The organism is Pseudomonas sp. S2_F07 (genome assembly GCF_054668325.1).
On the sequence record NZ_CP162758.1, the window covers coordinates 2,176,810 to 2,188,857 of the forward strand.

Consider the following 12,048-nt stretch of genomic DNA (forward strand, 5'->3'; position numbering starts at 1 on the left):
ACTGTCATAAGCCAGCTTGGCGCTGGCTTTCCTTGTAGTGATTGGCAGTCGACGCAAGCGCCTCATCGACGCTGACCGGAGGAGCCCAACCCAGCAATTCTCGAGTTTTGCTGATATCGACCTGCAACGATCCGCACAGTCGTTGCGACAAAGCCTGTTTGCCCAGAAGTTGCGCCCCCCGCTCAAGCAATATGCTCGGCACAGGCAACAAGCGTGCAGGTTTACCCAATGCCTGCGCCATCCGCGTCAGCAACTGTGTCGTGGACAAGTCCTCACCATCGCTGACGAGAAAGGTCTGATTGGCGGCGGCTGGATGACGGATACAGGTGACGATCAGATCGGACAGGTTTTCGAGCGCGACCAGGCTGCGCCGATTATGGATAGCCCCGAACGGCAAGGGAATGCCCTTGTCCAGCCAACGCATCATATTCAGAAAGTTGGCTCTCACACCCGGGCCGTAAACGAGCACCGGACGGATGATGACCACTTCCATCCCGCTGACGCCAGCAATCTCTCGCAGCCCCTGCTCGGCCTCCATTTTCGAAATGCCATACGGATCGCCAGGCGCGGGTGTCGCGTCGGCGAAGTACGGCTGATTGATCGGCGTACCTTCGCCATTGACCTTGATCGAACTGATGAACACGAAGCGACGAATACCCAGCGCGGCGGCTTGCCTTGCTAGGCTTAGCGTGCCTTCGACATTCACCTTGCGAAACGCCTCCAGCGGATCGGATTCGGTGTCATTCATGACGTGAACGCGAGCCGCGCCATGAATGACAACCTCCACTTGATCCAGCGCCTGCGACCAGTCGGTATCAGCACTGAGCCCGGCGGTTCGAACGGTAGTAACGCGCGAAGGACAGTCAGGCAGGGCGTGCCCACGAATGGCTGCCACCGGTTCCAGGTCGTCAGAGGCCGCTAAACGACCCAATACCGCACGACCAACGAAACCCGTAGCACCTGTCAATAAAACACGCATTTTTCAAACCTCGACGACGCTCAGGATTTCGACCAGACAGTACGATTGATGTAGTCGGTGTAACTCAACACGACCCGAACTACCTGCTTCGACACAGGCCCTGCCTGGTAATCCCTCACAACCGGGATAACACGCTGGGTACGATCATGCTGGCTGGTTACCACACGTACGGCATCGAGAACGCCCTCGACTTTCAGGCCACTCATGATGAGAGTGCCTTCGTCCATCCCCTCCGGACGCTCGTGCGCATTACGAATGGTAATGGCAGGCAAATTCAGAAGAGAGGCTTCCTCGGTGATGGTGCCGCTGTCGGACAGTACGCAGAACGCCGACATCTGCAACTTGATGTAGTCGAGCAGGCCGAATGGCTTCGAGAAGCGAATCAGAGGGTGGTCCAGCGATTCCCCGATCGCTTCCAGACGCTTGCGGGTACGAGGATGCGTGGAAACGATGATGGGGTACTGATACTTGTCCGCCAGGGCTCGCAGCGTTTTGAGCAAGTCGCGAAGATTCTCCGGCGTATCGACGTTTTCTTCACGGTGGGCGCTGATGATGAAGAACTTGTCCTGCTCCAGGCCTTCTCGTGCCAGCACGTTGGAGGTGAGGATTTTCGGCATGTAATAGTCGAGCACCTCCTCCATGTGCGACCCGGTCTTGATGATGGTTTCAGGACGAATCCCTTCCGCGATCAGGTAACGCCGGGCATGCTCGGTGAGGACCATGTTGATATCGCTGAGGTGATCGAGCACCTTGCGATTCAGTTCTTCAGGGACGCGCTGGTCAAAGCAGCGGTTACCGGCCTCCATGTGGAACACCGGAATCTTCCGACGCTTGGCAGCAATGACGGCCAGGCAGGTATTGGTATCGCCATAGAGCAGAAGCGCATCAGGCTTTTCAGCCTCGAATACTTCATCCGCCTTCGAAATCACTTCGGCAATGGTCTTGGCTGCGGTATCACCGGCGGCACCCAGAAAGTAATCAGGTTTACGAATTTCGAGATCATCGAAAAAAACCTGATTCAATTCGAAGTCGTAGTTTTGGCCCGAGTGAACCAATACATGATTAACCTGCTTATCAAGCTCGGCAATAACGCGGCTCATCTTGATAAGTTCTGGTCGCGTACCAACCAGCGTCATGACCTTAAGCATCAAGTTGCTCCTGAATGTATTCCAGATTCAACAGAACTTTCTTCACGCCCTCTACATCAAGACGCTCAGTGTTGTGGGAGGTGTAGTCGTCGAGATCGGAAATCTCCTGTTCGCCCTCAACAAAAAACTTCTTGTAGTTAAGGTCGCGATTGTCCGAAGGAATACGGTAGTAGCGTCCCATGTCTTCGGCCTTGGCCATTTCTTCACGAGAGATCAGCGACTCGTAGAGTTTTTCGCCGTGGCGAGTACCAATGACCTTGACGGCATTGTCACGGGCGAACAGTTCCTTGAGCGCTTGCGCCAGGTCCGCCACTGTCGAGGCAGGTGCTTTCTGGACGAAAATATCACCTTGCTCGGCGTGCTCGAACGCATGCAGAACCAGATCGACAGAATCCTCGAGCGACATCAGGAAGCGTGTCATGTTCGGGTCGGTGACAGTCAGCGGCTCGCCGCTCTGCAGCTGATTGATGAACAGCGGGATCACCGAACCACGGGATGCCATGACGTTACCGTAGCGGGTTGCGCAGATCACCGGACCTGTCGCGGGAATCATCCGCGACTTGGCAACCATCAGCTTCTCAGCCATGGCCTTGGAAATACCCATCGCATTGATCGGATAAACAGCCTTGTCGGTGCTGAGCACAACAACGCGCTGTACACCCGAAGCGATGGCCGCATTCAGAACGTTTTCGGTACCCATGACGTTGGTACGCACCGCTTCCATTGGGTAAAACTCGCAGGAAGGCACCTGCTTCAGCGCGGCGGCGTGGAAAATGTAGTCCACCCCCACCATAGCCTGGTCAAGGCTATCGCGATCACGTACGTCACCGATATAGAACTTCACTTTGTCGTTCGACAAGGCAATGCGCATATCTTCCTGCTTTTTCTCGTCACGGCTGAATACGCGAATTTCTTTTACGTCGGTATCCAGGAAACGCTTCAACACCGTATGGCCAAACGAGCCGGTACCGCCCGTGATCATCAAAACTTTATTATCGAACATAACGACCTTCCCAAAACTGATTGAATTAAATGATCAACGCAACGCACGCATCGATTTAACCAATTCCAACCATGAAGGTGGAACGTAACCGGTTGCAGCCTGAAACTTCGAGGAGTCCAGTGAGCGATCTATAGAAACTTGACTATCGGCGATGATCTCGATTTCCTTTTCGTAAACTTCCGCTACCAGCTTCAGAAGAGAGAGCTTGTCAATCGGCGCCACCGACACATGGTAAAGGCCATGAAGCTGTGGGTTCGGGATCACGTAGTCGCGAATGACACGCGCCAGCTCTACGGTAGGAAGTCCCGAGAAAATGGCCTTCTCATACCCCTTGACCGGCCCGCTCTGGGACAGGAACCAGTCCACCAGTGAATACTGGCTCCCCAGTTCGTGACCAATGATCGAGGTCCGCAGGGTGACGGCATTCAGATCCGTGTGCAGCTCACCGATGTACTTGGACTTACCGTAGAGATCCTCTGCATCGGAGATATCCTCCTCGGCGTACATGCCTTTGCGGCCAGAAAATACGCAATCGGTGCTGATATGAATCAGGCGGGAACCGGCCAACGCGCACAACTTGGCAATGCGATGCGGCAACATGGCATTGATAGGGAGTGCGGAAAGCGGATCCTTGGCATCGGCCAATTGCTTGATGAGCCCGACGCAGTTGATGACGACATCCGGCTTGACCCGTGCCAGCACCGAAACCAGCGAATCCTGGTCAAGCACATCGACATTGCTGATCAACGAACTGTGCATGTCCTCAGAAAAGTATTTTGCGCCACCTGGATTGCGCAAAGTGCCCCACACCTCGTAGTGCGGGTTTCCATGGAATTGCCTGAACACTGTGCTACCCAGCATTCCGGTGACCCCTAACACGAGAACTTTCATTTTGAGCTACCTTTTAATTCATTGATCCTGCTACTGAGAATTTCGACCAGACGCTGGCTTTGCCGCTCCATTTCGAAATGCTCGAGGTAGTACGCCCGACCTGCCTGCCCCAGCGATTCCCGCTCATCCGAAGTCATGCGGAAAAGTTGCTCGATGCAATTGGCCATACCTTCGGCGTCTTGCGCCGCGGTAGTCAGGCCGGCTCCCGCCTCTTGAATGACGCGCGCGCCCTCGCCGTCCAGCGCGGCGATAATCGGCCTCCCCGCTGCCAGGTACGCCTGAACTTTACTGGGGATGGTATAGGAGAACGCCTCATCCTGCTTCAACGTCACCAATAATCCCTCGGCGCGACTGAAAAAATGCGGCATTTCAGTGGCCGCAAAGCGTCCGGCGAGAACCAGGTTGTCCAAACCGCGGGACTTCTTCTGGGTTTCGATCCAGCCCGACATACTGCCGCTTCCGACCAGAACAATCCTGAGTTCCGACAGATGGCGAAGCCTGTCAGCTACCTCAACGAGGGTTTCGACCGACTGCGCGGTCCCCAGGTTTCCGGCAAAAACCAGACAGAAATGGTTGTCGAGTTCCGCGAGCAAGGGTGCGGGAATCCGGGCTTCTTCAACACTCGGCGGTACGTCCTGAAATGAGTTGGGGTAATACACGACCTTCCCAGGGCTGGCGTAACGGGAGACCGGCTCTCGAAATGCCCTCGACTGAACAAGAAGCGTATCGACGAAAGCGTAAATGCCTTTCACCAGCCAGCCCACAACGCGCAATATTGCTTTGTTCTTGATGAACCCGGTCGCACTCAGGCTCTCCGGCCAGAGATCCTGAACCCATACAGCCAGATGACTCTTGAGTTTCCACTTCAAGTAAATCGCCGGGATTACCGATGTAATTGGAGATGGCGCGAATACAAAAATCGCATCATAAGCCTCCCCTTTTACTGCTCGGGGGTAGTACATCAAGCCATTCAGGATAAACGACAAATAGTTCAACACGAGGTTTTTTGCACCCGAAGCACCACGAGGTCTAAGTGGTGCGCGGAAAACACTGACGGAGGACTCGAATTTTTCCTCTTGGGCCCCGGAAGCACTATAGCCATTAAAGACGGCGCCATCCGGATAGTTGGGCTTTCCGGTAAGGACCTTTACGACGTGGCCTTGAGCAGATAAAGTTTTGACCAAATCATTGACAATAAAAGACTCTGGCCAAAAATATTGCGACACCACAAGAACCTTCATTTATCAAACACCTTTTTTCGGGCACACGGCCAGCGCCAACAGTTCTGACCATGTTTTTCTTGAGGTTTTTTCCCAGTCAAACTTATCGCTCTGAGTCACTGCCGCAACGGACAGTTTCTTCAAAAGATCAGGACTCGTTAACGCCTCAGACAATACGCGGCCTATATCTTCTGGATCAAACGGAGAAAAATACAGAGCTGCATCCGCTCCGAACTCCGGCATCGGCATTACGTTCGAGCAGATCATCGGCCGGCCAGAAGCAAGCGCTTCGAGCATAATATTAGGGCAGTTCTCGCACGATGAAGCAAACAGATTCAGATAGGCGTGATGATAAAGAGGAGGAAGACTCTGATAGGGAATAGCTCCCAGCAACAGCACGTGCGCTTCGAGGCCAAGCGTTGCAATCAGAGACTTTACCCGCTCGGCTTCGGGCAGGTTTACTTCGCCAACCAGAACCAAGGGGAACTTTTCACGAAGTTCAGCTGGCAAGTTTGCATAAGCACTAACCACCTCATAATGATGTTTGTAAACATCAAATCTCGACACGTACAGAACATATTCACCCGCTGGCAAAAAATCCGGCCGAGGAACGGCATCATCACCGTGAGTCCGAAATACCGAGCCAATTCCGTGAGGAATCGTAACTGGATTCTTGATCCTGGTCAGTGATTCAATGACACTTCGTGCGTAATTGGAAATATATATCGTCAAATCCGCATCGCGCATGCTCTTCAGCATAATACGATTCAACAACCAGTTTCTCAGGCGCTGCAACCCAAGCGGAATGCTTTTGCGTACTCGCAAGTCAAATGGAATCATATTCCGAAACATGGTCGCAACCTTGCAACCTGCCGGCACAGAAGTACCCACTACGCCACCGGGACAAAACAGCACGTCAGCCTTCTCGGCCTTCAAAATACCGGGCAGTACCCACCGCTCCCACACAGCTCTGACAATTGGATTTTCAGTGGGCCACGCTGGTTCGACCCTTCTGATCCTCGGGTGATCCGGCAGCTTGAGTGACGCTGGGGCGAAAACCAGAATCTCAAGGTCCGCATTGTCAGGTACGAACTGAAAAAGATTGATCAGATATGTCTGACCTCCACCAAGACGGGCAGAGAGCGCATTGAAAACTATCTTCATGGAAAACCTTTTGCTCAATCTAAATTAGTGGCTATTTTTATCGAGCCAGGATTGGAACATTAGAATATTCCACAAATGAAGACTCCGATCGTATGTTCCATTCTGATGCTGGAGCCATGCCGAGCGAATTTTCTGACAATCGAAGTAGCCCTCTCTCTTGAGTCGCTCCTCCGTTAACAACTCCTCCGCCCATTCTTTCAGAGGCCCACGCAACCACTGCGCCAGTGGGATAGAGAAGCCCGCCTTGGGTCTATCGAAGAATGAAGTCGGCACGTATCGCTTAAGAAGCTCGCGAAGTGGCCATTTCCCCACGCCATTCTTTATCAGCTGGTCTGACGACAGGGAAAACGCGAGTTCCGCCACTCGATGATCAAGCAGTGGCGCGCGGGTTTCCAGGCTTGCGCTCATCGCTCCACGGTCCACTTTAACCAGCAAGTCATCAGGCAAATACTGAGAGACATCCCAGCGTCGCATTTCCTCGACGTAATCAACTGCCGACTCCCAGGAAGCAACGCCTTGATGTTGCGCATCGACACCCAGGACCACATTGTCGGTCGCCTGCCACTGCGACATCAAACCGGTATACATTTGCGCCAGATTTTCAGAACCCAACAACTCGGACATTCGGTAAATACGCCGACCATTGACCTTGGCCCGAAGGCTGCCAGGCAAAACCGAACAGACGCTGTCCCAGCCTTTGGACGAAAGCGAGCGAAGTGAATAGGCCATGATCTGGCGTGCGGGCAAAGGCAGCTTTTCTATGCGCGCCCAAAGTCCTGCTGTGATCTGATAGCGGGGATATCCGGCAAAAAGCTCATCTCCGCCGTCACCGGACAAGGCTACGGATACATGCTGTTTTGTCATCCTGGAGACCAGGATTGTCGGAATTTGAGAGGAGTCAGCAAAAGGCTCGTCGTATATTTCCGGTAAGTGCGGAATTATAGAAACAGCATCGTCGGCGCCCAGATAAAATTCGGTGTGGTTAGTCCCCAGGTGCTTGGCAATAGCTTTAGCGTAAGGTGCCTCATCAAACTCAGGTTCGTTAAAGCCGATCGTGTAAGTGTTGATGCTGGTAGAGCTTTGCGACTGCATCAACGAAACGATCAAGCTTGAATCGACACCGCCCGACAAAAATGCCCCAAGTGGAACATCGGCGATCATCTGCGATTTTACAGCAGCAGACAATCTTTCACCGACAACGTCTACTACTTCCTTATCGCTGGCCTGCGACAGCTCTTCTCTTAGCTCGCCAGCCGCCGGTAGCGACCAGTAGGAAACGGGCTCTGCCACGCTGGAAAATGAGCCAACACTCAAGTAATGCGCGGGCTGTAACTTCTTAATGCCTTCGTAGATAGATTCCGGAGCCGGAACATAGCCATACCTTACGAACTTCGCTAGCGCATGACGATCAATTCTCAGATCGCTGCCAAATGCCGCCTTGATTGCCTTCAATTCAGAGGAAAAGACAAAACGGTCGCCCACTACACCGTAATAAAGTGGCTTCTCGCCCATTCTGTCTCGGGCTAAAGTAACCGTCTTGGAAACCTTATCCCAGACAGCAAAGGCAAACATACCCACCAGGTTCTCGAGGGTTTTTTGTACACCCCACGCACCGATTGCAGCCAACAACACTTCTGTATCAGAGTGACCACGCCAAACACGCGTCAAACCGGACTCAATCAGCTTTTCGCGCAGTTCATTGAAGTTATATATTTCACCATTAAAAACAATAACAAAGCGCTCGTCATCGGAAATCATCGGCTGACTTCCATGTACCGACAACTCCAGGATCGAAAGCCGTCGGTGCCCCAGCGAAATTCCACTATCGGCATCTGACCAAACTGCTCCATCGTCGGGACCGCGATGCATCAGCGCATCCACCATCTTGCCAACGGCAACGGCGTTTTGCTGATTCAACTTCCACCCGACAACTCCCGCAATTCCGCACATACCTATTCTCTCAATCCAGTAAAAGTATTTAAGCTCACTTCAAAACCCGCACGAGCTTCATAGTGAGGAATAATCCTAATGCCATCACATAAAAAACCAATGAATTCAGCAAATATATTTCGCCATACCAAACCCAGTGCATGACTGTCGCGGCACAAAGCATATATAAGAAAATTCGCAAAAAATCGTCCTCGCGGCAGCGCGAGTCGATCAACCGCAAGAAACAGACACTGATGAATCCATTCATGAAGACACCAAACAGTCCGAAATTTTCAAAAGCAACACCGGCAACGTGAATGCCACCGAGCCCGGTAATGTAATACCAGAGGGCAGGATTATCCACCACAATGGGCTTCTCCATGCCCAAAGCCGAATAGAAAGGTGATGGCGCCAGCGAAAGAAACATGTCGAGGTAGGTCTGACCGTAACGTAGGTGCTCCCCATCCCAGAAATTGGTTAACTGCTGAACGAGCGGTAAAATTATCGCATTCCAGGAATTGAACAAAAAATACTGCGTAATGTTGTCCGCCGTTAAGTCCACGTCCATTCGGCTCATTGAAACAACAACACCACTGACGAGCAGAAGGGTCATGAACGCAGCAACAAAAAATAGAGTTTTTAACTTGATAAATTGATTATAGCGAAACATCAACCCGATAATGGCAGCAACAACCAGTACAACAAAGTCCCGATCCCCGGTCATTGCGTTGGCAACACAATAGGACATCACCAGGGTGACAGACACCATAAACATCAATCTGGATGGGTAGGACAATGCCAAAGCAACGATCGCAATAATGGAAAAAACCACCACTGACTCGACACCCGCAAACATTTCAAGCATCACGTCCGGCCTTACAAGCCTGAAAACAATGAAAAATGTGGACAACACAAGGAAAATTCCACCGGCCAACTTAAAGTCCAACGGGGAAAAAAAAGTTTCTCGGTGCGGGTGCAAACTTCGGGGCGGCACCAAAAACGACATTAGAAGGGCAATGAGTCCACCAGCAACACCAAGAAACCAGACGAGCGAAAGTCGGAATACCAACAAGTCATCCAGATAAAAATCATAGTCCCCAATGGGCCAAAGGGTAACGGTGTTACCCCACAGACTACTCACAAGACCAAGGAAAGGTACCGAATAACAGACGGCATACAATGCGACCAGGTATTTTTTGGATATCAGGCACAGAACACATTGCGTGAGCAAAATAAGTAAGCACGTCGAAACCAATAATATAACCATTAACCTTGACCAACAAAAACAAAGCAACCGAACCGTAAACCAGACTCAACACTGGCCCCAATATTACTTTCAGTCATGGACGCCACACAAATATAACTAACGCCCAAAACATTTATCATAGCACCAACTTACGGCCACCCAGGACCGCCAGCACGGTAAGTTGAGTTACTAGCGCCAACACAAAGGACCTGAAAAGATCGATTGCCAACATATCACCCTTGAAACCTGCGACTACCGTCATTGACAAATAAACAAACGCATAAAAACAACTTCCAAGAAAAACAACCCTGGTCATGTTTTTGCTATGCAATATTTGAGTGACGATTGTAGTCGTAAGCCCTATGCCACCCGCCAATACTGCGTAAGCCAGAAGATCATTTTTGCTACAAAAGCCACTACCAAGCAAACACAACCAATAACTCTGTGTCAAAACCAAAAACACAGGCAAACAAACTGATATTGATAACCCGAGCATCAGGTACAATTTGCTGGCACTATTTCCACGCCCTGCCAACTTTACAATGGCATAGGATGTAAGTGAGCTTGGCAGCACAGTTACCAAAATATAAAAAAGAAAAAACAGATTGAAATAGCCAACCTCAGACACATTCAAGCTTGAGTTGGCAAAGATCATCAGGCAAACAATATGGACAGGAGCCCCGAGAAGCATGCTTCCGGCGACAGTCGGCGCCCCTGAACGCGAAAGCAATGCCATCATTTGTCGGAAGGAGGAAGACTCTCGTCCCCGCTCCTCATGACTGAACTTGCTTTTCTTTATGGTAAAAAAACCAAATGCAGGAGCGATTAACGTACAAATTGCAAGGGTTAGAATGACACCCTCTATTTCTCCTCCAATCTTCGCAATGGAAACCACCAGCAACAACCCAAGCAGCCCATGAACCGCCAATGCGGCAGCCCACTTCCCTGAGGTATTAAGGGAGAACATCAGACCGGTTATAGTCAAATTGCAAACACAAGCGAAACCTAGAAAGAATGCTCCGATCAGTAAATAACCAGAACTCATTTCGTACGAGGAAGCAGGCGCCGGAAAAACTATAAACACGATCACACAGAGGGCACCTACAACGATGCCGCCCCATGACATGAGCCCCAAGGAAGTCTTGTAATTTACTTTTTCGGCATTCAAGACCGCGTAGCGACTCAACGCGACACTCAAGCACTCCCCTACCACTGTCGCGATACCTGTTACGATCGCATAGTGGTACGAGAATACGCCATACAGTTCAACGCCTAAAATTCGCGCCAAACTAAACAGCAAGACAAACATACAAAGCTTGTTTGCAAGAACAGTGATTGCGCAGATCTCTTTAATCACTGATTTTAACTTCTTGCAAAGAACGAGACGTACCAATTTGCTGCTTTCAACATACCTTCACCAACATTGAAAAGCGGCTTGTAGCCCAACAGGTTCTTTGCCTTATCAATATTTGCCTGCGAGTGCCTTACGTCACCTGCACGGAAGTCCCGATAGACCATATCCGAGGTAGACTTGACATCAACGCGAGCCAAAGCATCCTTGATACAGGCAAAAACCTGATTCAATGTCGTCCTGTCACCGACGGCGACGTTGTAGACATTATTCTTTGCTTCCGGGCTGGCACAGGCTGCCAGTATATTGGCCTGAACTGCGTTCTCTACAAAACAAAAGTCTCGACTGGTTTCACCATCACCATTAACGAAAACTTCTTCGTTATTGATCATGGCGGCTGTCCACTTAGGAATCACGGCGGCGTAAGCGCCATTTGGATCCTGACGCTTGCCAAAGACGTTAAAATAGCGAAGGCCAATGGTATTGAAACCGTATGTGCTGGAAAAAACCTCAGCATACAACTCATTTACATACTTCGTGACCGCATAAGGGGAAAGCGGCTTGCCAATCACACCTTCAACCTTGGGAAGCCCAGGATGATCCCCATAGGTAGAACTGGACGCGGCATAAGTAAAACTTTTTACTTTCGCGTCCTTTGCCGCAACCAACATATTCAAAAAACCGTCGATATTGGTGCTGTTCGTTGTAATGGGGTCATTGATAGAGCGAGGAACAGAGCCTAATGCAGCCTGATGCAAAACGTAGTCCACCGGAATGTCAGTGGCCGCAGGAAAAATCATCGCATTCCTGCAATCGTCAATGTTTCTGATATCGCCTTTTACCAGTGCGAACCGCGCCCATTGCTCAGGACTCACTACCGACTGCACTTCATCGAGATTACGCTGGTGCCCTGTTGCAAAGTTATCGAGACCTACAACCCGCTGATCTAATTGCAGCAGTGTCTCCAATAAATTGGAGCCAATAAATCCGGCTACCCCCGTCACCAGCCAAACCTTTGGGGATTGTTGAATTTCAGCTTTAACTTCTTCGAAACGGGTCATGTAGTTCTCGACTTGAATTTTTCCGGCGGTAACGAATCAGGGTCATTACTGACCCT

The 12,048-nt window shown here is 50.9% G+C and carries 10 protein-coding genes; all 10 read right to left on the reverse strand.

Annotation, left to right across the window (positions count from 1 at the left end; translation table 11 throughout):
• Positions 1–4: 4 nt before the first annotated feature.
• The 10 genes from AB4O40_RS09620 to AB4O40_RS09665 all read right to left on the reverse strand — a co-directional run bounded on the left by AB4O40_RS09620 (position 5) and on the right by AB4O40_RS09665 (position 11,992).
• Complete coding sequence (locus AB4O40_RS09620) at positions 5–979, reverse strand: UDP-glucose 4-epimerase family protein (protein WP_082563015.1); 975 nt, start codon at positions 977–979, stop codon at positions 5–7.
• A gap of 20 nt (positions 980–999) precedes the next feature.
• Positions 1,000–2,127: a non-hydrolyzing UDP-N-acetylglucosamine 2-epimerase gene (wecB, locus tag AB4O40_RS09625; RefSeq protein ID WP_460054792.1), complete on the reverse strand. Its 1,128-nt coding sequence runs from the start codon at positions 2,125–2,127 to the stop codon at positions 1,000–1,002.
• Positions 2,120–3,130, reverse strand: a complete 1,011-nt coding sequence (locus AB4O40_RS09630) for a polysaccharide biosynthesis protein (RefSeq protein ID WP_056727149.1) — start codon at positions 3,128–3,130, stop codon at positions 2,120–2,122. The genes wecB and AB4O40_RS09630 overlap by 8 nt, the downstream gene beginning before the upstream one ends.
• Before the next feature lie 33 nt (positions 3,131–3,163).
• Positions 3,164–4,021, reverse strand: coding sequence for a dTDP-4-dehydrorhamnose reductase family protein (locus tag AB4O40_RS09635; RefSeq protein WP_056727150.1), 858 nt, complete (start codon positions 4,019–4,021; stop codon positions 3,164–3,166).
• Entirely contained in the window at positions 4,018–5,262 is a 1,245-nt protein-coding gene (locus AB4O40_RS09640; RefSeq protein ID WP_056727151.1) for a glycosyltransferase family 4 protein, read from the reverse strand. Before AB4O40_RS09640 ends, AB4O40_RS09635 begins: the two co-directional genes overlap by 4 nt.
• Positions 5,263–5,265: 3 nt before the next feature.
• Entirely contained in the window at positions 5,266–6,405 is a 1,140-nt protein-coding gene (locus tag AB4O40_RS09645) for a glycosyltransferase family 4 protein (protein ID WP_056727152.1), read from the reverse strand.
• 24 nt (positions 6,406–6,429) lie between these two features.
• On the reverse strand, positions 6,430–8,322 hold the full coding sequence (gene asnB / locus AB4O40_RS09650) for an asparagine synthase (glutamine-hydrolyzing) (RefSeq protein ID WP_236709763.1): 1,893 nt from the start codon (positions 8,320–8,322) through the stop codon (positions 6,430–6,432).
• A 67-nt stretch (positions 8,323–8,389) separates the two neighbouring features.
• Positions 8,390–9,199, reverse strand: coding sequence for an oligosaccharide repeat unit polymerase (locus tag AB4O40_RS09655; RefSeq protein WP_460054786.1), 810 nt, complete (start codon positions 9,197–9,199; stop codon positions 8,390–8,392).
• A 517-nt stretch (positions 9,200–9,716) separates the two neighbouring features.
• The gene (locus AB4O40_RS09660; protein WP_056727155.1) at positions 9,717–10,937 is read right to left on the reverse strand and encodes an oligosaccharide flippase family protein; all 1,221 of its coding nucleotides are present in this window, start codon (positions 10,935–10,937) and stop codon (positions 9,717–9,719) included.
• Between the two features lie 5 nt (positions 10,938–10,942).
• A complete protein-coding gene (locus AB4O40_RS09665; RefSeq protein ID WP_056727156.1) occupies positions 10,943–11,992 on the reverse strand; it encodes an NAD-dependent epimerase/dehydratase family protein in 1,050 nt (349 codons plus the stop codon).
• Positions 11,993–12,048: the final 56 nt, after the last annotated feature.

Excerpts from the sequence above, each read along its gene's own strand:
- AB4O40_RS09620 (WP_082563015.1), bottom strand. The coding sequence starts at position 979 with ATGCGTGTTTTATTGACAGGTGCTACGGGTTTCGTTGGTCGTGCGGTA.
- wecB (WP_460054792.1), bottom strand. The coding sequence starts at position 2,127 with ATGCTTAAGGTCATGACGCTGGTTGGTACGCGACCAGAACTTATCAAG.
- AB4O40_RS09630 (WP_056727149.1), bottom strand. The coding sequence starts at position 3,130 with ATGTTCGATAATAAAGTTTTGATGATCACGGGCGGTACCGGCTCGTTT.
- AB4O40_RS09635 (WP_056727150.1), bottom strand. The coding sequence starts at position 4,021 with ATGAAAGTTCTCGTGTTAGGGGTCACCGGAATGCTGGGTAGCACAGTG.
- AB4O40_RS09640 (WP_056727151.1), bottom strand. The coding sequence starts at position 5,262 with ATGAAGGTTCTTGTGGTGTCGCAATATTTTTGGCCAGAGTCTTTTATT.
- AB4O40_RS09645 (WP_056727152.1), bottom strand. The coding sequence starts at position 6,405 with ATGAAGATAGTTTTCAATGCGCTCTCTGCCCGTCTTGGTGGAGGTCAG.
- AB4O40_RS09655 (WP_460054786.1), bottom strand. The coding sequence starts at position 9,199 with ATGCTTGAAATGTTTGCGGGTGTCGAGTCAGTGGTGGTTTTTTCCATT.
- AB4O40_RS09665 (WP_056727156.1), bottom strand. The coding sequence starts at position 11,992 with ATGACCCGTTTCGAAGAAGTTAAAGCTGAAATTCAACAATCCCCAAAG.